This window comes from Streptomyces sp. NPDC041129, assembly GCF_055592265.1.
Window position 1 is genome coordinate 220,275 of sequence record NZ_JBVIYV010000010.1, and the last position, 21,670, is coordinate 241,944.

20 protein-coding genes and 1 pseudogene are annotated in these 21,670 nt (G+C 72.2%); 9 read left to right on the forward strand and 12 right to left on the reverse strand.

Annotated features, from left to right (window positions below; translation table 11 throughout):
* Window positions 1-4: 4 nt before the first annotated feature.
* From ACZ6B1_RS28320 to ACZ6B1_RS28340, 5 genes are all read right to left on the reverse strand, one after another.
* The gene (locus tag ACZ6B1_RS28320; RefSeq protein WP_468782928.1) at window positions 5-1,234 is read right to left on the reverse strand and encodes a Gfo/Idh/MocA family protein; all 1,230 of its coding nucleotides are present in this window, start codon (window positions 1,232-1,234) and stop codon (window positions 5-7) included.
* Between the two features lie 65 nt (window positions 1,235-1,299).
* Window positions 1,300-2,364, reverse strand: coding sequence for a substrate-binding domain-containing protein (locus ACZ6B1_RS28325; RefSeq protein WP_468782930.1), 1,065 nt, complete (start codon window positions 2,362-2,364; stop codon window positions 1,300-1,302).
* 16 nt (window positions 2,365-2,380) lie between these two features.
* Window positions 2,381-3,400, reverse strand: a complete 1,020-nt coding sequence (locus tag ACZ6B1_RS28330) for an ABC transporter permease (RefSeq protein ID WP_468782932.1) — start codon at window positions 3,398-3,400, stop codon at window positions 2,381-2,383.
* Window positions 3,397-4,914, reverse strand: coding sequence for a sugar ABC transporter ATP-binding protein (locus ACZ6B1_RS28335; protein ID WP_468782934.1), 1,518 nt, complete (start codon window positions 4,912-4,914; stop codon window positions 3,397-3,399). Before ACZ6B1_RS28335 ends, ACZ6B1_RS28330 begins: the two co-directional genes overlap by 4 nt.
* Window positions 4,915-5,218: 304 nt before the next feature.
* Window positions 5,219-6,400: an ROK family transcriptional regulator gene (locus ACZ6B1_RS28340; RefSeq protein WP_468782936.1), complete on the reverse strand. Its 1,182-nt coding sequence runs from the start codon at window positions 6,398-6,400 to the stop codon at window positions 5,219-5,221.
* Between the two features lie 253 nt (window positions 6,401-6,653).
* On the opposite strand from ACZ6B1_RS28340, the gene ACZ6B1_RS28345 reads away from it, so the two are divergent.
* Complete coding sequence (locus ACZ6B1_RS28345) at window positions 6,654-7,304, forward strand: DedA family protein (RefSeq protein WP_468783109.1); 651 nt, start codon at window positions 6,654-6,656, stop codon at window positions 7,302-7,304.
* 106 nt (window positions 7,305-7,410) lie between these two features.
* Here the strand turns inward: ACZ6B1_RS28345 and ACZ6B1_RS28350 are convergent.
* Window positions 7,411-8,121 (reverse strand): annotated as a pseudogene (locus tag ACZ6B1_RS28350) (polysaccharide deacetylase family protein); the annotation flags it as partial.
* Between the two features lie 42 nt (window positions 8,122-8,163).
* On the reverse strand, window positions 8,164-9,159 hold the full coding sequence (locus ACZ6B1_RS28355) for a glycoside hydrolase family 11 protein (protein ID WP_468782938.1): 996 nt from the start codon (window positions 9,157-9,159) through the stop codon (window positions 8,164-8,166).
* A gap of 353 nt (window positions 9,160-9,512) precedes the next feature.
* On the opposite strand from ACZ6B1_RS28355, the gene ACZ6B1_RS28360 reads away from it, so the two are divergent.
* The 8 genes from ACZ6B1_RS28360 to hypA all read left to right on the forward strand — a co-directional run bounded on the left by ACZ6B1_RS28360 (window position 9,513) and on the right by hypA (window position 16,012).
* Complete coding sequence (locus ACZ6B1_RS28360; RefSeq protein ID WP_468782940.1) at window positions 9,513-11,120, forward strand: hypothetical protein; 1,608 nt, start codon at window positions 9,513-9,515, stop codon at window positions 11,118-11,120.
* Window positions 11,117-12,205, forward strand: coding sequence for an NADH-quinone oxidoreductase subunit B family protein (locus ACZ6B1_RS28365; RefSeq protein WP_468782942.1), 1,089 nt, complete (start codon window positions 11,117-11,119; stop codon window positions 12,203-12,205). The genes ACZ6B1_RS28360 and ACZ6B1_RS28365 overlap by 4 nt, the downstream gene beginning before the upstream one ends.
* 64 nt (window positions 12,206-12,269) lie before the next feature.
* Window positions 12,270-14,063, forward strand: coding sequence for a nickel-dependent hydrogenase large subunit (locus ACZ6B1_RS28370; protein ID WP_468782944.1), 1,794 nt, complete (start codon window positions 12,270-12,272; stop codon window positions 14,061-14,063).
* Entirely contained in the window at window positions 14,056-14,622 is a 567-nt protein-coding gene (locus ACZ6B1_RS28375; protein WP_468782946.1) for a NifU family protein, read from the forward strand. The genes ACZ6B1_RS28370 and ACZ6B1_RS28375 overlap by 8 nt, the downstream gene beginning before the upstream one ends.
* Window positions 14,619-15,212, forward strand: a complete 594-nt coding sequence (locus ACZ6B1_RS28380; protein ID WP_468782948.1) for a DUF5947 family protein — start codon at window positions 14,619-14,621, stop codon at window positions 15,210-15,212. Before ACZ6B1_RS28375 ends, ACZ6B1_RS28380 begins: the two co-directional genes overlap by 4 nt.
* 21 nt (window positions 15,213-15,233) lie before the next feature.
* Window positions 15,234-15,440 carry a hypothetical protein gene (locus tag ACZ6B1_RS28385; RefSeq protein WP_468782950.1) on the forward strand — a complete coding sequence of 69 codons (207 nt, stop codon included), beginning with the start codon at window positions 15,234-15,236 and terminating at the stop codon, window positions 15,438-15,440.
* A gap of 53 nt (window positions 15,441-15,493) precedes the next feature.
* Window positions 15,494-15,646: a hypothetical protein gene (locus ACZ6B1_RS28390; RefSeq protein WP_468782951.1), complete on the forward strand. Its 153-nt coding sequence runs from the start codon at window positions 15,494-15,496 to the stop codon at window positions 15,644-15,646.
* A gap of 9 nt (window positions 15,647-15,655) precedes the next feature.
* A complete protein-coding gene (hypA, locus tag ACZ6B1_RS28395; RefSeq protein ID WP_468782953.1) occupies window positions 15,656-16,012 on the forward strand; it encodes a hydrogenase maturation nickel metallochaperone HypA in 357 nt (118 codons plus the stop codon).
* 30 nt (window positions 16,013-16,042) lie between these two features.
* Here hypA and hypE read toward each other — a convergent pair whose 3' ends face one another.
* From hypE to hypB, 5 genes are read right to left on the reverse strand one after another with little or no spacing between them, the layout of a single operon-like run.
* Window positions 16,043-17,158, reverse strand: a complete 1,116-nt coding sequence (gene hypE / locus ACZ6B1_RS28400) for a hydrogenase expression/formation protein HypE (protein ID WP_468782955.1) — start codon at window positions 17,156-17,158, stop codon at window positions 16,043-16,045.
* Window positions 17,151-18,296, reverse strand: coding sequence for a hydrogenase formation protein HypD (hypD, locus tag ACZ6B1_RS28405; RefSeq protein WP_468782957.1), 1,146 nt, complete (start codon window positions 18,294-18,296; stop codon window positions 17,151-17,153). Before hypD ends, hypE begins: the two co-directional genes overlap by 8 nt.
* On the reverse strand, window positions 18,293-18,583 hold the full coding sequence (locus ACZ6B1_RS28410; protein WP_359555742.1) for a HypC/HybG/HupF family hydrogenase formation chaperone: 291 nt from the start codon (window positions 18,581-18,583) through the stop codon (window positions 18,293-18,295). Before ACZ6B1_RS28410 ends, hypD begins: the two co-directional genes overlap by 4 nt.
* A gap of 3 nt (window positions 18,584-18,586) precedes the next feature.
* On the reverse strand, window positions 18,587-20,935 hold the full coding sequence (hypF, locus tag ACZ6B1_RS28415; RefSeq protein ID WP_468782959.1) for a carbamoyltransferase HypF: 2,349 nt from the start codon (window positions 20,933-20,935) through the stop codon (window positions 18,587-18,589).
* On the reverse strand, window positions 20,932-21,657 hold the full coding sequence (hypB, locus tag ACZ6B1_RS28420) for a hydrogenase nickel incorporation protein HypB (protein ID WP_468782961.1): 726 nt from the start codon (window positions 21,655-21,657) through the stop codon (window positions 20,932-20,934). Before hypB ends, hypF begins: the two co-directional genes overlap by 4 nt.
* Window positions 21,658-21,670 lie beyond the last annotated feature (13 nt).

The following is a 21,670-nucleotide window of genomic DNA, read 5'->3' on the forward strand; positions in this document are numbered from 1 at the left end:
CTCCTCAGTCCGCGACGGACGTGTAGACGGAGTTCTTCTCGGCGCTCTCCTCGACCGCGGCCAGCACGCGCTGCACCTGCAGTCCGTCGGCGAAGGAGGGCTCGGGCCGGCGGCCCTCGGCGATGGCGTGGACGAGGTCGCGGACCTGGTGGACGAAGGTGTGGTCGTACCCGAGTCCGTGGCCCGGCGGCCACCAGGCCTCCAGGTAGGGGTGTTCGGGTTCGGTGACGAGGATGCGGCGGAAGCCGGCCTCGGTGCCCGGTTCGGTGGCGTCGTGAAACCACAGCTCGTTGAGGCGTTCCAGGTCGAAGGACAACGAGCCGCGCTCACCGTTGAGTTCGATGCGCAGGGCGTTCTTCCGGCCGGTGGCGTAGCGGGTGGCCTCGAAGGAGGCCAGGGCGCCGGAGGTGAACCGGCCGGTGAACAGGGCGGCGTCGTCGACGGTGACTGTGCCGGTGCCGGCCGCCGGCATCGCCGTCAGACCGCTGCCCGCGCCGCCGGGCAGCGGCCGCTCCCGTACGAACGTCTCGGTCAGGGCGGACACCCCGGCGAGCCGCTCGCCCGCGAGGTACTGGGCGAGGTCCACGATGTGCGCGCCGAGGTCGCCGAGCGAGCCGGAGCCGGCCAGCTCCCTGCGCAGCCGCCAGGTCAGCGGGAACCGTGGGTCCACCAGCCAGTCCTGGAGATAGGTCACCCGCACATGGCGCAGGGCGCCGATCCTGCCGTCGGCGACCATGCGCCGGGCGAGCGCGGTGGCCGGCACCCGGCGGTAGTTGAAGCCGACCATCGCCACCCGGCCCCGGGCCTGGGCCTCCTCGGCGGCGGCCGTCATGGTCTCGGCCTCCGCCACGGTGTTGGCGAGGGGTTTCTCGCACAGCACGTGCTTGCCGGCGGCGAGCGCGGCCAGCGCGATCTCGGCGTGGCTGTCGCCGGGAGTGCAGATGTCGACCAGGTCGATGTCGTCCCGGGCGATCAGGGCGCGCCAGTCGGTCTCCACCGCCGCCCAGCCGTGCCGGCCGGCCGCCGCGCGGGCCGCGGCCCCGTCGCGGCCGCAGATCACGGCCTGGACGGGCCGCAGGGGCAGGTCGAAGACCCGGCCCGCGGTGCGCCAGCCCTGGGAGTGGGCGGCGCCCATGAAGGCGTAGCCGACCATGCCGACGCGCAGCGGGGGTTTGCCCTCCGGCGGGTCCCCGGCCGGGGCCGCCGGATCCGTCGACTGCTGCGGCTGTTCCATGCGCTCGTCCTCCTCTTCGTCGTGGCGCGGTGGGGGGTGCGGTCGAGGTCCGGGAGGCCCCGGGCTCACCGGAAGCCGGTGGGCATGTACTGGTCGACGTTGTCCTTGTCCACGACGGCCGAGTAGAGCGTGATCGACGCGGGGATCTCGTACTCGGCGAGGCCGCCGACGCCCTTGCCCTGGCCGAGGGCGCGGGCGAGGTCGATCGCGGAGGCGGCCATGGTCGGCGGGTAGAGGACGGTGGCCTTCAGTACGCCGTTGTCCTGCTTGATGGCCTGGAAGGCGGAGAGCGCGCCGGCCCCGCCGACCATCAGGAAGTCGTCCCGGCCGGCCTGCTCGATGGCGCGCAGCGCGCCCACGCCCTGGTCGTCGTCGTGGTTCCACAGCGCGTCGAACTTCGGCTGGGCCTGCAGCAGCTGGGCCATCTTGGCCTGTCCGGACTCGACGGTGAAGTCGGCCGCCTGCCGGGCCACCTTCTTGATGTCGGGGTAGTTCTTCAGGGCGTCGTCGAACCCCTGGGTGCGCTGCTTGGTCAGCTCCAGGTTGTCCAGGCCGGCCAGCTCGATCACCCGGGCGTTCGGCTTGTCCTTGAGTTTCTCGCCGATGTAGTGCCCGGCGCTCAGGCCCATGCCGTAGTTGTCGCCGCCGATCCAGCAGCGGTACGCCTGGGCGGAGTTGAAGATGCGGTCGAGATTGACGACGGGGATGCCGGCGCGCATCGCCTTCAGGCCGACCTGGGTGAGGGCCTTGCCGTCGGCGGGCAGCACGACCAGGACGTCGACCTTCTTGTTGATGAGGGTCTCGATCTGGCCGATCTGCTGCGCGGTGTCGTTGGAGCCCTCGGTGATCTCCAGGGTGACGTCGGAGTACTTCTTCGCCCGGCTCTTGGCGTTGTCGTTGATGGCGTTGAGCCAGCCGTGGTCGGCCTGGGGGCCGGCGAAGCCGATGGTGACGTGCTTGCCGGGCTTGTCGTCGGCGGCCGGGCGGGTGTCGGCGGCGGGGGACTCGTCCTTGGTGTCGTTGCTGGTGCAGGCCGTGAGGAAGGCGCCGGCGGAGACCGCCGCGGTCCCGAAGAGGAGTCCTCTGCGGCTGGTGCGGCCGTTCGTGGTGGGGCTGGTGTGCTCTGGCATGGCGGTGGACCCTTCCTCAGCTCGTTCTCGCGGTGCGGCGCTGGACCAGGACGGCGGCGACGATGATCGCGCCCTTCGCGATCTGCTGGACGTCGCTCTGGAGGTTGTTCAGGGCGAAGATGTTGGTGATCGTGGTGAAGATCAGGACGCCGAGCACGGAGCCGGTGATGGTGCCGCGGCCGCCGCTGAGCAGGGTGCCGCCGATGATCGCGGCGGCGATGGCGTCGAGTTCGTAGAGGTTGCCGTTGGTGTTCTGGCCGGAGCCGGAGAGCACGATCAGCAGGAAGGCGGCGATGCCGCAGCACAGCCCGGACAGCAGGTACAGGTAGAGCCGCTGGCGGCGGACGTCGATGCCGGCGAGCCGGGCGGCCTCGGCGTTGCCGCCGACGGCGACGGTGCGGCGGCCGAAGGTGGTGCGGTTCAGCAGCAGCCATCCGGCGAGCGTCACCAGCGCGAAGACCAGCACGAGCGGCGGGACGCCCAGGACGTAGGAGTCGCGCTCGCCGAGGCCCAGGACGCCGTCGACGGTGACGATCTGGGTGCGGCCGTCGGTGATCTGCAGGGCGAGACCGCGCGCCGAGGCGAGCATGGCCAGGGTGGCGATGAACGGGACCATGCCGCCGTAGGCGATCAGCAGCCCGTTGACCAGTCCGCAGCCCATGCCGACGACCAGCGCGGTGAAGAGGATGCCGGTGAAGCCGTACTCCTGGGTGGCGACGGTGGTGGCCCACACGGAGGCCAGGGCGACGATCGCGCCGACGGAGAGGTCGATGCCGCCGGCGGTGATGACGAAGGTCATGCCGACGGTGACCACGCCGATCACCGAGGCCTGGGTGAGGACGAGTTGGAGGTTGCGGGTGTCCAGGAACTCCTCGGGTCTGGTGACGCCTCCGATGACGACGAGGGCGGCCAGCACACCGAGCAGGGACAGGGTGCGCACGTCGGCGCGGGCCGGCAGGCCGCGCCAGACGGGGAGCCGGCCTGCCGACGGCGGCTTGCCGGTGGTGTCCCGGGGCGGGGAGACGGGCTGCGTCATGACGCCGGGCTTCCTTCCATGACGAGGTCGAGGACTCGGTGTTCGTCGAGTTCCTGGGCGGGTGCCGTGTGCACGACCCGGCCCTCGCGGAGCACCAGGACGCGGTCGGCGAGGCCGAGGACCTCGGGCACCTCGCTGGAGACGAGGAGCACGGCGAGGCCTTCGTCGGCCAAGCGGCGTACGACGGCGTACAGTTCGGCGCGGGCGCCCACGTCGACGCCGCGGGTGGGTTCGTCCAGCAGCAGCACCCGACAGCCGCGCAGCAGCCAGCGGGCGAGGACCGCCTTCTGCTGGTTGCCGCCGGAGAGGGTGCGCACGGGCACGTCGGGGTTGTCGGGCCGCAGCGACAGCTCGCGGGTGGCGGCGTGTGCGGCGCCCCGCTCGGCTGCCCGGTCGACCCAGCCGGCCCGGGAGAAGCGGGAGAGGGTGGAGACGGACACGTTGCGGGTGACGGACTCCAGCATCAGCAGGGCCTGCGCCTTGCGTTCCTCGGGAGCGAGCCCGAGTCCGGCCCGCACGGCGGCGCGCACGCTGCCGGTCCGCAACGGCTTGCCGTCGACCAGGACTTGGCCCGCGCTGGGTCTGCGCGCCCCGTAGACCGTCTCCAGGATCTCGGAGCGCCCGGATCCCACGAGCCCGGCCAGGCCGACGATCTCCCCGGGCCGTACGTCGAGGTCGAACGGGGCGAACTCACCGTCCCGAGCCAGCCGGCGGATCCGCAGCACGGGTTCGCCGGCGGGTGGCTCCGCGGGCCGGGCGGGGAACACGTACTCGACGTCCCGTCCGGTCATCAGGGCGACGACGTCCCGGGTCGGGGTGGTCCTGGCGGGCAGCCCCCGGGCGACGGCCCGGCCGTCCTTGAGTACGGTCACCCGGTCACCGATGCGCCGGATCTCCTCCAGCCGGTGCGAGATGTAGACGACGGCGACGCCTTCGGCGGTGAGGTTCCCGACGATCCGGAAGAGGTTGTCGACCTCGTCGGGGTCGAGGGCGGCGGACGGTTCGTCCATCACGATGAGGCGCACGTCGTGGGAGAGCGCCCGGGCCATGGAGACGATCTGCTGCTGGGCCGCCGACAGATCCCCGACCAGGCGGCCCGGATCGATCTCGGGATGCCCGAGCCGCCTCAGCAGCAGTCCCGTCGAGGTGCGGGCCGACCTCCCCCGTACCACGAACCCGGCGGCCGTGGGCTCGTGGCCGAGGTGGACGTTCTCGGCCACCGACATGTGCTCCACCAGGTCGAGTTCCTGGTAGATGGTGGCGATACCGAGGCGCATGGCGGCGATCGGCGAGCGCAGGGTGACGGGTTCGCCCCGCCAGTGGATGGTGCCGCCGTCCGGCTGGTGGGCGCCGGCCAGGACCTTGATGAGGGTGGACTTCCCGGCGCCGTTCTGGCCGAGGAGGCAGTGCACTTCTCCCGCCTGGACGTCGAGGTCGACGCCGTCCAGGGCGCGGACGCCGGGGAACGACTTGGTGATGCCGGTCATGCTGAGCAGCGGTGCTTCTGGTGCCATCGGATTCCCCTCGGCGGACGTGCGGGCCGGTGTCAGGGCGTGCCGCGCCTGCTGCCGGGCGTGGTGCCGGGCAGACGCCGTTCGGGCAGGGCTGAGCGCTGTCGGTGTGGGTGTGGGCGGAGAGGGCGGGACGGAGCGGGCCCGGTGCGGGGCCGGCCGCCGGGGCTGCCGGGCGGTGAAGCGGTGGGGTGTGCCGGGGGTGGAGCGTGCGGGATGGGCCCAGGGGTGCGGGGCGGTGGCGCTGTCTACACGAGTCAGTGCGGGCGGTGCGGGCGGGGCGGACGGGTGGGTGGGTGGTCGCTCGTTACGCGGGTGAGAACAGGTGGTCGCTGATCAGCCGGGCCGCGCCGGTCACACCGGCGGTGGGTCCCAGTTCCCCCAGGACGATGGGCAGGTTGCCGGTCGCCAGGGGCAGCGACTGGCGGTAGACCTGGGTGCGGATCGCGGCGAGCAGGGTGTGGCCGAGGCCGGTCACCCCGCCGCCGATCACCACCAGGCCGGGGTTGAAGAAGGAGACGAGGCCGGCGATGACCTGGCCGACGTGGGTGCCGCCCTCGCGGATCAGGTCGAGCGCGGTGGCGTCGCCCGCCGCGGCAGCGGCGGCCACGTCGACGGCGGAGAGGGTGCCGTTCGCCGCCAGCCGGGCCGCCAGTTCGGCGGACAGGCCCTGGCCGGCCGCCTGCGTCGCGTCCCGGGCCAGCGCGGCGCCGCTGAAGTGGGCCTCCAGGCAGCCCCGGTTGCCGCAGGCGCAGGGACGGCCGTCGGGCACGGCCTGGATGTGGCCGATGTCGCCCGCACTGCCGGTGGTACCGCGGTGCACATGACCCCCGACGACGATGCCGCAGCCGATGCCGGTGCCGATCTTGACGCAGAGGAAGTCCGCGACGGTGCGGGCGACCCCGGCGTGCTGCTCGCCCATGGCCATGAGGTTCACGTCGTTGTCGACCATGACCGGGCAGCCGAGCTCCTGGCTGAGCGCCTCCCGCACCGGGAAGCCGTCCCAGCCCGGCATGATCGGCGGGGCGACCGGGACGCCCTCGGGGAACCGGACCGGCCCGGGGACGCCGATGCCGGCACCGTCGAAACCCTCGGCGAGCCCGGTGGCCTTCAACTTCCCGGCCATGTCCAGGACTTGCTCGAAGACTGCGACGGGGCCCTCCCGGACGTCCATCGGCTGGTTGAGATGTCCGAGGATCTCCAGCTCGGCGTTGGTGACGGCGACGTCGACCGAGGTCGCGCCGATGTCGACGCCGAGGAACCTGAGGCCCGGGTTGAGCCGGACGTTGTGGGAGCGGCGGCCACCGCGCGAGGCGGCGAGTCCGTCGGCCACCACCAGGCCGGTCTCCAGCAGCCGGTCCACCTCCACCGCCAGCTTGGACCGGGACAGGTCGACCTGGTCGCCGAGCTGGGCGCGGGAGTTGGGGCCGCCGTCACGCAGCAGCTTCAGCAGGCGGGCCTGGTGCGTGTTCGCCGGTCGTGCCGTCATGCGTCTCACGTGCCCCTCCCCGCCAGTATTCGGCCGCCAGTGGCTGGCTTTCACAGGGAACGTAGCAGCGGCTGCCGAACCTGGGAAGAAGTCGTGCAGGGATTACCGCACTCTTTTTCCTCTCTCAGGACAAAGGTGTTCGGTTGCGGGCGGCGGAGGGTCTGGCCGGGCGGGTTGTCGTACCGGCGTACGACTCCGGGCACGGGACACTGGGGGGAAGCGGCCGGCGAGCGGGTGCAGGGAGGCGAGCGTGGTGATCGCCGTCAATCCGACGGACAGTGCCTCGCTGCTCGCTGCTTTCGGGGCGCTGGGGGTCCTGGCGGTGATCTTCGCCGAGTCGGGTCTGCTCGTCGTGGGGTTCTTCCTGCCCGGTGACACGCTGCTGTTCCCCGCCGGGGTGCTGTGCGCGGCGGGCGGCGGGCAGGCGCCGCGGCTGGAGCTGTGGCAGGTGATGCTGTGCGCGGCCGTGGGTTCCGTGGTGGGCGGCCAGGTGGGCTATCTGCTCGGGCGGCACGGCGGGCGGCCGCTGCTGGAGCGTTCGTCGAGCCGGCGGGTGAAGGAGGGCACGGCGCGGGCGGAGCGGCTCCTGGCCCGGTACGGGTACGGCAAGGCGCTGGTGATCGGCCGCTTCGTCCCGATGCTGCGCACCGTGCTGCATCCGGCGGCCGGCGCGCTGGGGGTGCCGGTGCGGGCGTTCACGTTCTGGCAGGCGGTCGGCGGGCTGCTCTGGTCCCAGAGCCTGGTGCTCGCCGGATACCTCCTGGGTTCGTCGGTCTCCCACGTCGACAACTACCTGCTGCCCCTGGTCGCCGTCATCGTCGCGCTCTCGCTGCTGCCGCTGCTGGCGGAGGTCCGCCGGACGCGTCGTGACCGGCGGGAGCGGGATCGTCAGCGGGACGGCTGACCGTCGGCCGAGGCCGGCCGGCCCGGGCCCGCGAGTGGGCCACGATCGCCCACCGGAGACCAGGGCGCCCCCGGTGGTGCGGCGATCGTGGCCGGTGTACTCAGCGTCCGCCGACGACGGCGCTGCCGGGCGCGACCGCGCGGCCGGTCTGCGGGGAGATCATCCCCGCGCACAGACCGCGGGAGGCCAGCACCTGGGCGATGCGCGGGATGGCGGCGAGCGTGTTGGCCGGCCACTCGTGCATCAGGATGACCTGGCCATTGGCCAGCCGTGAGACCGCCTGGACGATCGCGTCGGTGCTCGCGCCGTTCCAGTCCTGCGAATCGACGTCCCAGATGACCTGCCGCAGGCCGTACTTGGCCTCCACCGCCTGCATCGTGCCGTTGGTCTCACCGTACGGCGGGCGGAACAGCCGCGGAGTGCCACCACCGGCGCCCGCGATCGCCTGCTGGGTGCGGGAGACCTCCGAGTCCATCTGCGCCTGGCTGAGCTGGGTCAGGTGCGGATGGGTGTAGCTGTGGTTGCCGATCCACATGCCGGCGTCGGCCTCGGCCCGCACCTGCGCCGGGTAGGCGGCGGCGTACTGGCCCTCGTTGAACATGGTGGCCCTGAGCCCGTTCTGCCGCAGGGCGCCCAGCAGGGCGGGGGTGTGGGCGCTGGAGGGGCCGTCGTCGAAGGTGAGCCCGACGTATCCGGCGCAGCCGGCGGCGCGCGGGGTGGTGGCGCCGGCGGCGGTGACGGTGCTCGCCACGGCCGTCACGGCGACGGCCAGTGTCGTGACGATGGCCCGTAAGGGCAGGCGCGGGCTGGTTCGCATGGGGGTTCGCTCCTTCTCGGCTCCGCTGGTCCGCTCGCCACTTCAGCTCGCACTGCATGTCACCGTGGGCCAGGTCCAGGTGCCGTTGGTCTGCAGGGTCACGCCCCAGTTGTTGCCGTTGCCGTTGGGTTTCGCGACCAGCGTCTGCGCGTCGGGATAGCTGGTGCCGGCGTTCCAGGTGGAGAGGACCTTCTCCGGCAACGGCACCTTCATCGTGACGGTCCAGTTGGCGGCCCCGCTCACCGACACGTTCAGGTTGTAGCGGTCGCTCCACTGCTGCCCCGCGGACAGGGTCGCCGTGCAGCCGCCACTGCCGCCACCGGTGCCACCACCGCCGGAGGAGCCGGGGTCGGACACCGTGATGCTGGAGCTGCCGCTGCTCTGGTAGCCCTCGGTGGCGAGGATCTGGTAGTTGAAGGTGCCCAGGTTCATACCGTTGCGCGCCCAGGCGTCGAAGTGGTTGCCTGCGGTGATGGTTCCGCCGGTCCGCTTGGACTGCCGGACGCTCCAGTACTGGTTGAAGGTCCTGGTGCCCTCGATGGAGGGGGCGTTGACCCGGGTGGTCTCGTAGATGTCGTACGTACCGCCGTCGCTGGTGACGGTGCCCTTGTAGGTTCCCGTGGGCCGGTACGTGCCCCAGTTGTCGACGACGTAGTACTCGACGAGCGGGTTGGTGGTCCATCCGTACAGGGCGAGATAGGCGTTACCCGACGGGTTGAAGCTGCCCGAGTAGGTCACGTTCCGGCGGGCCCCGGTGCTCCAGCCCTTGCCCGCGACGAAGTTCCCGCTGTCGCTCCACGAGGTGCTGTAGGCACCGCCCGAGCCCAGGTTCATGGAGACCGAGCCGCCGCCGTCGGTCCAGAAGGAGTAGTAGTACCCGTTGTTGGTGCCGGTCTGGCTGGACGTGATCACGGTGTCCGCGTGTGCGGTGCCGGGCAGGAGCAGCGCCGCCATGGCCACCAGCACCATGGCGCAGGCGCTCCTGACGAGCGGCATGAGGCGATCGCCTCGGCGGCCGTTCAGATAAGTCGCGTGCATGTCAATGCAGCCTCCTCATGTCTCCCGCCGACGTCGAAGAGTGTTGGATCGGCTGCAGGCCCTGTCAACAGTTTCGGTAGATGTTTCGAAACATTCGCACCCGCCACATGGGCGAGTTGAACAAAACTTCACAGCTCAGGTGATAGATCCGAGACGCCTACCGAAGCAAGACTTCACCTCTCGACCCGACATGATCGACTCGTCGTCAGGGAATTGCGAAAGTTTCGAAGCATCCTCTGAATTCAGCCATCGCCTGACCGGCCCAACGTGGCTCCGCCGGAGGGGCGAGGTCCGGTGAGGGGTGTTTCCGTGGTGGAAGAGATGGGCCGGTGCACCTGTGACAAGGAGGCGGTATGCCGGAGTCGGGCGGCGTTGGTGGCGAGGCGGGTGTCGCCCTGATGGGTGGCGACACGCCGGACGGCGGGTCCGGCGACGCCTTCGAGCGGGTGAGCGGTGTCGCCGACGCCGTCCTCTACGAGGGCTACCTGCTCTACCCGTACCGCCGTTCCTCGGCCAAGAACCGCGTCCGGTGGCAGTTCGGGGTGCTGCTGCCCCGCGACTGGGTGGAGGCCGACGGCCCCGTCGTCCCGGGCATCTCCGGCTCCGCCGACTCCTGGTACCAGCGCACCGAGTGCCTGGTCCGCGTGCGGCGTCCCGGTGCGGTCGTACGGGTGCGCGTGAGGTACCTGCAGATGCAGCACAAGCAGGTGCGGGCGGCCGGCGCGGACGGCCGGGACCTTCCGGTCGAGTCGCTGCGGACGGACGACGGGCGGGACCACCTCACCTTCGACGAGGCGGTGCCGCACGAGGTCGATCTCGCGTGGCCGCTGGCGGATCTGCTGCGGGGCGAGTGCGGTGCCGCGGCCGGGGCGCCGGCCGGTGAGGAGACCGCGCCGCTGCCCGGGGGTGCCGGGCGGGTGGTGCGACGGCGCGAGGAGATCCGGGCCCGCACCACGGTGGTGGCCGAGCGGCTCACCGAGGACGTGTACCGGCTGCGCGTGCGCACCGAGAACACCGGGCGGGCACCGGATGTCCGGGCCGTGCGCGGCGAGGCGATGCGGCACGCGCTGCTCGCGGCGCACACGCTGATCGGCGGCGAGGACCTGGAGTTCGTGTCGCTCGTCGACCCACCGGCCGCTCTGGTGGAGCAGGCCCGCGGCTGTGTCAACGAGTTCACGTACCCGGTGCTGGGCGGCGCGCCCGAGGACACCGGTCCCGCCGGTCCGGTCGTGCTGTCCTGCCCGATCATCCTCCCGGACCGTCCGCAGGTGGCGCCGGAGAGTCCGGGCGATCTGCACGACGCGGCGGAGATCGACGAGATCCTGACGCTGCGCACGATGCTGCTGACCGACGAGGAGAAGGCCGAGGCCCGGGCCACCGACCCGCGTGCCGCCCGGATCCTGGACCGCGTCGACAGCATGCCCCCCGAAGTCCTCGCCCGGCTGCACGGCGCCATCCGCTCGCTCACTCCGGCGCGGCCCGCCTCCGCCGGCCGGCCCGCCTGGTGGCAGGAGGGCGCCGACGACGGGCTGTCCCCGTCCACCGACACGGTCGTGGTCGACGGTGTCGACGTCGGCGGTGGCAGCCCGGTGCGGTTGCGGCCGCGCGGCCGGGGCGCCGACGCCCAGGACATGTTCCTGGCCGGCCGGACCGCGCGGGTGGCGGCGGTCTTCCACGACGTGGACGGCAGCACGCATCTCGCGGTGACCGTGGACGACGATCCCGCGGCCGAACTCCACGGCTGGTACGGCCGTTTCCACTACTTCCGGCCCGACGAGGTCGAACCACTCGCCTCCGTGGACCCGGTTGCCCCACCCGGCCGCGGTCCCCGCGGCTCCGACGCCCGGCCGTCAGGCCGGAGGAGGGACGGCTCGATGGACGGCGCGACGGACGCCTCCGAGACGCCGGCGCAGTCCGCCGGCCTACTCCCCGACCGACTGCAGCAAAGGCCGACGACATGAGCAGCCAGAGCGGTACCACCCAAGTCAGCCGCGAGCCCGGCGGGGCCGGAGCGAGCGAGGGGATCGACGAGATCCACATCCTCTGGATCTCGGAGGGGATGAGCTGTGACGGCGACACCGTCTCCCTGACGGCCGCCGACCAGCCCTCGATCGAGGACGTCGTCCTTGGCCTCATCCCGGGCCTGCCCAAGGTCAACCTGGTCAACAAGGTGCTCTCGCCCAGCCTGGGCGGCGAGGACTTCCTGGCGCCCTACCGGGCGGCGGCCCGCGGCGAACTGGCCCCGTTCATCCTGGTGATCGAGGGCTCCATCCCGAACCAGAACATCATCGACGGCGACGGCTACTGGACGTCGTTCGGCAACGACCCGGAGACCGGGGAACCGCAGACCCTCAACTGGTGGATCGACCAACTGGCGCCCAAGGCCTGGGCGGTGGTGGCCGCCGGTACCTGCGCGACCTACGGCGGCATCCACGCCATGGCCGGCAACCCGACCGGCTGCATGGGCCTCGCGGACTACCTGGGCTGGGAGTTCAAGTCGCAGGCCGGTCTGCCGGTGGTCAACGTGCCCGGCTGCCCCATCCAGCCGGAGAACTTCATGGAGACCCTGATCTGGGTGCTCCAGCACGCGGCCGGTTCCGCTCCCCCGCCCCCGCTGGACCACATGCTGCGTCCGCAGTGGCTGTTCGGCAAGACCGTGCACGAGGGCTGCGACCGGGGTTCCTACTACGAGCAGGCCGATTTCGGGCTCGACTACAACTCCCCCAAGTGCCTGGTGAAGACGGGCTGCTGGGGGCCGGTGGTCAACTGCAACGTGCCCAAGCGCGGCTGGATGGCGGGGATCGGCGGCTGCCCCAACGTCGGCGGTATCTGCATCGGGTGCACGATGCCCGGCTTCCCCGACGCCTTCATGCCGTTCATGGACGAGCCGCCCGGCGGCACGCTGTCGTCCATGGTCATCAAGCCCTACGGGGCGATCATCCGCCGGCTGCGCGGCCTGACCAACGACATGGTGAACCACGAGCCCAGGTGGCGCCACAACAAGCGGAAGCTGACCAGCGGTTACGACCCCCGCTACCGCCCGTGACCGCGTCCGTCCCGCAACCCACCACCGAACCGTCGATCCCGAACAGCGAGGGGCAGTACCGCAGATGACGACCACCGAGTCCCGGCAGACACAGCGCAAACCCGCCCAGATCGTGGACATGTCCTGGGATCCGATCACCCGGATCATCGGCAACCTGGGTATCTACACGAAGATCGACTTCGCGAACCAGGAAGTCGTGGAATGTCACAGCACCTCGTCGCTGTTCCGCGGCTACTCGGTGTTCATGAAGGGCAAGGACCCGCGTGACGCAGGCTTCATCACCTCCCGCATCTGCGGTATCTGCGGCGACAACCACACCACGTGCTCCAACTACGCCCAGCAGATGGCGTACGGCGTGAAGCCGCCGAAGCTGGCCGAGCACATCACCAACCTCGGCGAGGCCGCCGAGTACATGTTCGACCACACGATCTTCCAGGACAACCTGGTGTTCGTGGACTTCTGCGAGGCGATGGTCAAGGCCACCAACCCCGGCGTCCTGGCCCGTGCCGAGCGGACCGACGCGCCCCGCGGCGACATCCACGGCTACCGGACCATCGCCGACATCATGAAGGCCTTCAACCCCTTCGAGGGCGAGGTCTACAAGGAGGCGCTGAAGGTCAGCCGGGTCACCCGGGAGATGTTCTGCCTGATGGAGGGACGCCATGTGCACCCCTCCACGCTCTACCCGGGCGGCGTCGGCACGATGCCGCAGCCGAACACCTTCACCGACTACCTCAGCCGGCTGATGCACGTCATCGACTTCGTGAAGAAGGCGGTGGCGATGAACGACGACGTCTTCGACTTCTTCTACGAGGCGCTGCCCGGCTACGAGGAGGTCGGCAAGCGCCGCATCATGCTCGGCTGCTGGGGCGCCTGGCAGAACCCGGACGTCGTCGACTACCGGTACGAGAACATGGACCGGTGGGGCAAGGCGATGTACGTCACCCCCGGCATCGTCGTGGACGGCAAGCTCGTCACCAACAACCTGGTCGACATCAACCTGGGCCTGCGCATCATGCTGGGCAGCTCCTTCTACGAGGACTGGGTCAACGAGCAGCCGTTCGTCACCCACGACCCGCTCGGCAACCCCGTCGACATGCGCCACCCGTGGAACCAGACCACGGTCCCGGTGCCGCAGAAGCGGGACTTCGACGGCAACTACAGCTGGGTGATGAGCCCGCGCTGGTACCACCGGGAGAGCGGCGAGCACCTCGCCCTCGACACCGGCGGCGGACCCCTGGCGCGCCTGTGGACGACCGCGCTGAGCGGACTGGTCGACACGCCCTACGTCAAGGCCACCGGCAACAGCGTGCGGATCTCGCTGCCCAAGGGCGAGTCGCTGCCGGAGACCACGCTGGAGTGGCACATCCCGAAGTGGAGCAACACCATCGAACGGGACCGCGCCCGGCCGTACTTCGTGGCGTACGCCGCCGCCATGGCCCTGCAGTTCCTGGAGGAGGCCATGGGCATGCTGCGCAGCGGCGACACCAAGGTCTTCGAGAACTTCGAGGTGCCGGACGACGCGATCGGCTGCGGCTTCCACGAGGCGGTCCGCGGGGTCCTCTCGCACCACCTGGTGATCCGCGACAAGAAGATCGCCAACTACCACCCCTACCCGCCCACCCCGTGGAACGCCAGCCCGCGCGACATCTACGGCACCCCCGGGCCGTACGAGGACGCCGTGCAGGGCCAGCCCATCTTCGAGGAGAACGGGCCGGACGACTTCAAGGGCGTCGACATCATGCGCACCGTGCGCAGCTTCGACCCCTGTCTGCCGTGCGGTGTCCACATGTACATGGGCAAGGGCAAGACCCTGACCACCGTGCACTCCCCGACGTACGGGGCCAACCATGGCTGAGGCCGCCGTCCGGCTCCCGGACCCGGCCGTGGAGGCGCGGCTCGCCCGGCTCGACGAGGTGCTGGCGGGACTGGAGTCCGCGCCCGGTCCGGCCGCCCGCGAGGCGCTGGAGTCGGTGCGGCTGCTGACCGAGGTGTACGGCGAGGCGCTGGCCCGGGTCGTGGACGTGGCGGACGAGCGGCTGAGCGAACGGCTGGCCGAGGACGAGCTGCTGGGACACCTGCTGGTGCTGCACTCCGTCCACCCCGAGCCGGCCGCGCGCCGGGCCGCCCGCGCGGTCGAGAAGCTGCGCCCGGCGGTACGCGAGCGCGGCGGTGACCTCGAGTGGGCCGGCATCGAGGGCCAGGTGGCCCGGGTGCGGGTGAGCGGCGGCGGCGGATGCGGTTCCGGGTGCGGCGGCGGTTCCGCCGACGTCACCGAGGTGGTCCGGGCGGCGGTGCTGGCCGCCGCCCCGGAGCTGACGGCGGTGGAACCGGTCGCCGAGGAGCGGCGGGCCGCGCCCGCGTTCGTACCGCTGGACTCGATCAGGCGCCGGGCCGCGGCACAGGAGGCCCGGTGACCGCCGAGGGAGCGCTGGCCCGTGTCATCCGCTCGGCCGGGGGCCGGGCGGCAGCCGAGGCCGAGGTGTGCGAGCTGTGCGCCGCTCCGGTGGCCGAGGCACACCCGCATCTGTACGACACCGCGGACGCGGACGTGCGGTGTGTGTGCGGTCCGTGCTCGGTGCTGTTCGCCGGGGACGGGGCGGGCGAGGGCCGCTACCGCCTGGTGCCGCGGCGCAGGCTGCGGCTTCCGCCGGTCGACACGGCGGTGCTGGGCGTGCCGGTGGGCCTGGTGTTCTTCGTGCCGCGCTCCGACGGCACGGTCACCGCGCAGGGCCCGAGCCCGGCCGGGGCCATGCGGTGGGAGGTGGACGCGGCCGCCTGGCAGCGGCTGGCCGGCACCTGTGCGCCGCTCGCCGGGATGGAACCCGATGTGGAGGCGCTGTTGGTGAACACGGCGCGCGGTTCCGAGCAACACTGGATCGTGCCGGTCGACGACTGTTTCCGGATGGTCGCCCTGGTCCGCCGCGAGTGGCGGGGCCTGTCCGGTGGCGGCCGGGTCTGGCCGGCCGTGGAACGGTTCTTCGCGGAGCTCACCGAGCGGCGCTGAGGACCTGGAAGGAGAGACACGATGGGCAGCATCCGAGTGGGCCGCGCCCAGGCGAAGCCCGACACACCCAGCCATGTGCCCGGTCTGCACCAGGGCAACAGCGGCCCGCGCGACCGGCAGACCGGATTCCACAAGGACGGCACGTCCGACGCCCGCCGCTCCACCGGGATCCACTGGAAGCGGCATGACGCCCTGATCGACGCCATGCCGAACATCTCACCGGGATGAGAGGGCGGAAAGTGAACAGACGCTGTGGAACGGCAAGGAAGACGACGAGGTCGGTGACGACCGGACGGCAGGTGCTGCTCGCGCAGGCCGCCCTGGTGGGCGGCGTGGTGACGGCCCTGTTCCTGAAGGAGCTGCCCGGCCTGGTGCGGGAGGTGCGGATCTACCGGATGACCGGTGGGCTCCGCGCGCACCGCCGGTACCCCTGAGTCCGCCGCATGCACGAGCTGTCGATCGCGACCGCGATCGTGGAGCAGGCGGAGGAGATCGCCCGGGCGGACGGCGCCGACGGTGTGTCGGCGGTGACCGTCCGGGTCGGGGAGCTGGCGGGTGTGGTGCCGGACGCGCTCCAGTTCGCCTTCGAGGTGGCCCGGGACGGTACGGCACTGGCCGGGGCCCGGCTCGTCGTCGAAGAGGTGACGGCACAGGCCTGGTGCGGCGGGTGCGCCGAGGAGTTCGCGGTGGGCATGCCACCGTTCTTCTGGTGCCCGCGCTGCGACCGTCCCTCGCAGGAGCTGCGCAGCGGACGGGAGCTGGAGATCACGGATGTGGAAGCGGTACCGGCCCCGCGCTGAGCGCGGGGCCGTTCCCGTTCCTGGGCCGCTTCAGCAGATGCGCGGCAGTTGCTCGCCCAGCGGCAGGTCGAGCACCCGGGTGCCGCCGAGTCCGGTGGCCACGACGACCATGCCGGGGTGCTCCTCCACGCAACTGCCGATGACGGTCGCCCCGGTGCCGTGCGGGTGGGCGCGCATCGCCTCCAGCACGGCCTCGGCCCGGTCCTGGGGCACGAAGGCGACGAGCCGCCCCTCGTTGGCGACGTAGAGCGGGTCGAGGCCGAGGAACCCGCAGGCGTTCGCGACCTCGTCGGGGACGGGGAGGGCGCGCTCCCGCAGCCGTACACCGGTGCCGGAGGCGCGGGCGATCTCGTTGAGCGAGGCGCCGAGCCCGCCCCGGGTGGGGTCGCGCAGGACGTGGATGTCCTTGGTGACCGCCAGCATGGACGCCACCAGACCGGCCAGCGGCGCGGTGTCGGAGGCGATCTCCACGCCGAACTCCAGACCTTCCCGCACGCTCATGATCGCCACGCCGTGCAGCCCGATCGGCCCGCTGACAATGACCGCGTCGCCGGGCCGGGCGCGCTGCGGGCGGATGTCGACGCCGTCGGGTACCAGGCCGACGCCGGCGGTTGTGACGTAGACGCCGTCGCCGTGTCCGGACTCCACGACCTTGGTGTCGCCGGTGGCGACGGTGACCCCGGCCGCCTCGGCCGCCGAGCCGATGGCGCGGGCGATCCGTCCGACGACGGCCAGTTCCACGCCCTCCTCCAGGACGAAGGCCGTGGAGAGGTAGGCGGGCCGGGCGCCGCTCATCGCCAGGTCGTTGACGGTGCCGTTGACGGCGAGGTCGCCGAGGCAGCCGCCGGGGAAGAACAGCGGCCGTACGACGTAGGAGTCGGTGGAGAAGGCGAGGCGTGCGCCGCCCAGCTCGAACACGGCGGAGTCGGCCATCGTGGCGAGCGTGGGGTTGCCGTAGGCGGGGGCGAAGACCTGGTCGATCAGCTCGGCGGACAGCGCGCCGCCCCCGCCGTGGCCCATGACCACGACCGGCTGGTCGCGCAGGGGGGCGGGACAGGTCCAGTTCGCGGGGTCGACGGGCGCTTCGGCGGCGTCGGCGGACGCCTTCGGGGCGCCGGGGGCCGCTTCGGTTGCGAGGTCAGCCAACGGGGTTCATCTCCTCCTGCGGAATGCGGGATCCCCGGGGTGCCGGGCCGCCGCTCATCCGCCGGTACAGGTAGTAGGCCGCGCAGGCACCCTCGCTGGAGACCATGGTGGCGCCGAGTGGGGTGCGCGGGGTGCAGGCCTTGCCGAACGCCTCGCACTCGGTCGGCTTGATCAGGCCCTGCAGGACCTCGCCGGCGCGGCACACGGCGGGTTCCTCGGTGCGGATGTCCGTGACGTCGAAGCGGTGCTCGGCGTCGTGGTCGCGGAAGGCCTCGCTGAGCCGCCAGCCGCTGGCCGGGATGAGGCCGATGCCGCGCCAGTTGCGGTCGGTGACCTCGAAGACCTCCTCGATCATCCGCCGGGCCGCCGGGTTGCCCTGGTCGCGCACGGCCCGGGCGTAGGCGTTGTCGACGCGGTGCTCGCCGCGTTCGAGCTGGTGGACGGTGCGGCGGATGCCCTCGAGGATGTCCAGCGGTTCGAAGCCGGTGACGACGATCGGCACCCGGTGCTTCTCGGCCAGCCCCGGGTATTCGGCGGTGCCCATGACGCTGCACACGTGTCCGGCGGCGAGGAAGCCCTGCACCCGGCAGGCGGGGGCGGTCATGATGGCCTCGATCGCCGGGGGGACCCGGACGTGGGAGACCAGCAGGCTGAAGTTGGTCAGGCCCAGCCGGCGGGCCTGGTGGACGGCCATGGCGTTGGCGGGGGCGGTGGTCTCGAAGCCGATCGCGAAGAACACCACCTGCCGGCCGGGGTTCCTGCGGGCGAGTTCCAGGGCGTCGAGCGGCGAGTACACCACCCGTACGTCACCGCCCTCGCTCTTGACCCGGAACAGGTCCCGGTCGGTGCCGGGCACCCGCAGCATGTCGCCGAAGGAGCAGAAGACGACGTCGGGGCGGGCGGCGATCGCCAGTGCCTTGTCGATGACGTCGAGCGGCGTGACGCACACGGGGCAGCCGGGCCCGTGGATCAACTCCACCTGCTCCGGCAGGAGCTGGTCGATGCCGTGCCGGATGATGGAGTGCGTCTGGCCGCCGCACACCTCCATCAGCGCCCAGGGGCGGGTGGCCGTGGCGCGGATCTCGTCCAGCAACCGGCGTGCCAGGTCGGGGTCGTTGAACTCGTCGATGTACTTCACTGGACCTCGCTCCCGCTCTCCTGCCGGGCCGCCTGCTCCCAGGCGTCGCCGAACTCCTCCTCCAGCAGACCCAGTTGCTCGAAGAGCTCCAGGGAGGCCCGGGCGGACTCCTCGTCCAGGCGCTGCAGGGCGAAGCCGACGTGGACGATGACGTACTCCCCCACCCGCACATCGGGCAGGTACTCCAGACACGCCTGTTTCTGCACTCCACCGAAGTCGATCAGCCCGGTGAGCGGGTCGGCGCGATGGTCGATGGACACGACCTTGCCGGGCACTGCCAGACACATGGGTCACTCCGTCTCGTGGTGGTTTGCCGTTCCCGCGACCATGAGCTGGCCGAGCGCCAGCCCGCCGTCGTTGGGGGGCACTTCGTGGTGCCGCAGGACGGTGAAGCCGTCCGCGTCCAGCAGGGCGGCGCACTCCGCCTCCAGCAGTGCGTTGGCGAAGACACCGCCGGTGAGGGCCACGGTGGTCGGGCCGGCGGACCGGCGGGCCCGCCGGCAGACCTCCGCGACGGCCCGCGCGACCCCACGGTGGAAGCGGGCCGCGAGCACCGGCGCGGGGGTGCCGCGGCGCTGGTCGGCGAGGAGCGACTCCAGCAGGGGCCCGGGTTCCATCCGGTGGCCGGCGCCGAAGCGGAAGGGGTAGGCGCCGGTGTCCGTGCCCCAGGCCTCGGTCGCCGCGGCCTCCAGCTCCAGCGCGGCCTGCGCCTCGTACCCGGTGCGGTGGCAGACCCCGGCCAGTGAGGACACGGCGTCGAAGAGTCGGCCCATGCTGGAGGTGGGCACGCAGGCGACGTCACGCTCCAACTGCTGTCGTAGCACGAAGAGTTCGGCGTCGGTGCAGGCGAGGAGGCTCGGCAGGTCCGGCTCCCACGGCAGCCCGGCGGCCCACAGCCGGGCCAGCGCCAGCCGGCACGGGTTGGCCACGCCCGCGTCGCCGCCGGGCAGCGGGGCCGTGGCCAGGTGGGCGAAGCGGCGGAAGCCGGAGTAGTGGGCCAGCAGTACCTCGCCGCCCCACACGGTGCCGTCGTCGCCGTATCCGGTGCCGTCGAAGGCGACGCCGATCACCGGTGTGGAGCCGTCGAGGCCGTGTTCGGCCATCACGGCGGCGATGTGGGCGTGGTGGTGCTGGACCAGGGCGGGCGGTGGCAGGCCGCGTTCCCCGGACAGGCGCCGCGCCCAGCCGGTCGAGTGGTAGCGGGGGTGCCGGTCGGCGGCGATCAGCCCGGGGGTGACGCCGGTGAGGCCGGTGACGTGGCGTTCGGCCCGCGCGGCGGCGTCGAGGGTGGCGAGGTCGCCCATGTCGCCGATGTGCGGACCGAACCAGGCCTGGTCGCCGTCGCCTAGGCACAGGGCGTTCTTCAGGTCTCCGCCGACGGCGAGCACGGGGCGCACCGGGACCGGCAGGCGCAGCGGGCGGGGGACGTAGCCGCGGGAGCGGCGCAGCACCTGTTCGGTGCCGTCGGGGCGCACCCGCAGCAGGGAGTCGTCGCACGGGGAGGCGATGGGCCGGTCGTGGGCGAGCCAGGCGTCGGCGAGGCCGGCGAGACGGTCCCGTGCTTCGGCGTCGTCGGTGACGATGGGTTCGCCGGAGCGGTTTCCGCTGGTCATGACCAGCACGCGGGGTCCGGGAGGATCGCCGGGCAGTCCGAGGAGCAGGGTGTGCAGGGGGGTGTAGGGCAGCATGACGCCGATGTACGGGCTGCCCGGGCAGACCTGGTCGGCGAGCCGGGGTCCCGCCGTGGTCCGGCGGCGGCGCAGCAGGACGACGGGGCGGCGGGCGCTGGTGAGGGCGGCGCGTTCGGCGGTGGTGATGTCCGCGATGTCCTGCGCGGTGCCCAGGTCGGCGCACATCACGGCGAAGGCCTTGCCGCCGCGCTCCTTGCGGTCCCGCAGGGTGGCGACCGCCCGTGCGTCCGTGGCGTCGCAGGCCAGGTGGTAGCCGCCGACGCCCTTGACGGCGACGATCCGGCCGGCGGCCAGCAGCGCCCGCGCCGTGGCCAGGGCGTCGGCGTCCCGGGCCGGGCGGACGCGGGTGCCGGCGGCCGGGGTCAGGGTGAGCCGCGGGCCGCAGTCGGGGCAGGCGACGGGCTGGGCGTGGAAGCGCCGGTCGGCCGGGTCGCCGTACTCGTGGGCGCAGGGGGGACACAGCGGGAAGCCGGCCATGGTCGTGGCCGCGCGGTCGTAGGGCATCGCGGTGGCGATGGTGTAGCGGGGGCCGCAGTGGGTGCAGGTGATGAACGGGTGGCGGTGTCTGCGGTCGGCCGGATCGGCCAGCTCGCGCAGGCAGTCCGGGCAGGTCGCGGTGTCGGGCGGGAGCTGGGTGCGGCCCGTGGACAAACCGGTGGGGCGAATGGTGAAGGGTTCGGCGGCTCCGGTGGCGGGGAGTTCCTCGCACCCGACGCCGGTCACGACGGCCAGCGGGGGCGGCTCCTTCACCAGCCGGTCGTGGAAGAGGGCCACGTCCTCCGCCGGGCCCTCGACCTCGATGAGCACGCCGCTCGCGGTGTTGCCGACGAACCCGGCCAGGGCCAGTTCGGCGGCCAGGCGGTGCACGTACGGCCGGAAGCCGACTCCCTGCACCGTGCCGCGCACGGTGATCCGGCGGCGCACCCGGCCGGTCGCGGGCGCGGTCACGAGGCGGGGGCGGAGGCGGGATGGTGGTGGCCGTGGGGGTGCGGGGCGAGCGGCGGCCGGTGCGGCGGGGCCGTGTCGCGGGCGGCGAGCGCGTGCTCCAGGAGGGTGTCGGAGCCGTCGCCGGTGCGGGCGCAGGACCGTACGATCTCCACGCCCGGGTTGACTCGCTGGACGTTGGCCCGGAAGGCGGCCTCGTCGAAGCCGGCCGCCTCTGCCAGGTCGGTCTTGGTGATGACGACCAGGTGGGCGGAGCCGAACGCGGTCGGGTACTTCAGCGGTTTGTCCTCGCCCTCGGTGACCGCCATGAGCACGATCCGCAGGGTCTCGCCGAGGTCGTAGGAGGCCGGGCAGACGAGGTTGCCGACGTTCTCCACGAAGAGCACCGCGGTGTCCTCCGGCAGCCAGCCGTCGAGGTGCCCGCGTACCTGCCGGGCCTCCAGATGGCACAGTCCGTCGGTCAGCAGCTGCCGGACCGGCGCGCCCGAGCGGGCCAGCCGGACGGCGTCGTTCTCGGTGGCGAGGTCGGCGGTGAGCGCGGCGACGGGCACACCCCGGTCCACCGCCCGCGCCAGGACCCGGCCGAGGAGCTCCGTCTTGCCGCTGCCGGGGCTGGACAGCAGGTTGACCACCGCCACGCCCTTCAGGGCCAGGTCCTCGCGCAGACTCGCGGCCAGGTCGTCGTTCTTCGCCAGGACGGCCTGCTTGACGTCGGACCGGCACATGGGCGCAGCTCCT

What these genes read in the sequence shown, in the direction of transcription:
- ACZ6B1_RS28320 (WP_468782928.1), bottom strand. Translation starts at nt 1,234, where the DNA reads ATGGAACAGCCGCAGCAGTCGACGGATCCGGCGGCCCCGGCCGGGGAC.
- ACZ6B1_RS28325 (WP_468782930.1), bottom strand. Translation starts at nt 2,364, where the DNA reads ATGCCAGAGCACACCAGCCCCACCACGAACGGCCGCACCAGCCGCAGA.
- ACZ6B1_RS28330 (WP_468782932.1), bottom strand. Translation starts at nt 3,400, where the DNA reads ATGACGCAGCCCGTCTCCCCGCCCCGGGACACCACCGGCAAGCCGCCG.
- ACZ6B1_RS28335 (WP_468782934.1), bottom strand. Translation starts at nt 4,914, where the DNA reads ATGGCACCAGAAGCACCGCTGCTCAGCATGACCGGCATCACCAAGTCG.
- ACZ6B1_RS28340 (WP_468782936.1), bottom strand. Translation starts at nt 6,400, where the DNA reads ATGACGGCACGACCGGCGAACACGCACCAGGCCCGCCTGCTGAAGCTG.
- ACZ6B1_RS28355 (WP_468782938.1), bottom strand. Translation starts at nt 9,159, where the DNA reads ATGCACGCGACTTATCTGAACGGCCGCCGAGGCGATCGCCTCATGCCG.
- ACZ6B1_RS28360 (WP_468782940.1), top strand. Translation starts at nt 9,513, where the DNA reads ATGCCGGAGTCGGGCGGCGTTGGTGGCGAGGCGGGTGTCGCCCTGATG.
- ACZ6B1_RS28365 (WP_468782942.1), top strand. Translation starts at nt 11,117, where the DNA reads ATGAGCAGCCAGAGCGGTACCACCCAAGTCAGCCGCGAGCCCGGCGGG.
- ACZ6B1_RS28370 (WP_468782944.1), top strand. Translation starts at nt 12,270, where the DNA reads ATGACGACCACCGAGTCCCGGCAGACACAGCGCAAACCCGCCCAGATC.
- ACZ6B1_RS28375 (WP_468782946.1), top strand. Translation starts at nt 14,056, where the DNA reads ATGGCTGAGGCCGCCGTCCGGCTCCCGGACCCGGCCGTGGAGGCGCGG.
- ACZ6B1_RS28385 (WP_468782950.1), top strand. Translation starts at nt 15,234, where the DNA reads ATGGGCAGCATCCGAGTGGGCCGCGCCCAGGCGAAGCCCGACACACCC.
- hypA (WP_468782953.1), top strand. Translation starts at nt 15,656, where the DNA reads ATGCACGAGCTGTCGATCGCGACCGCGATCGTGGAGCAGGCGGAGGAG.
- ACZ6B1_RS28410 (WP_359555742.1), bottom strand. Translation starts at nt 18,583, where the DNA reads ATGTGTCTGGCAGTGCCCGGCAAGGTCGTGTCCATCGACCATCGCGCC.
- hypB (WP_468782961.1), bottom strand. Translation starts at nt 21,657, where the DNA reads ATGTGCCGGTCCGACGTCAAGCAGGCCGTCCTGGCGAAGAACGACGAC.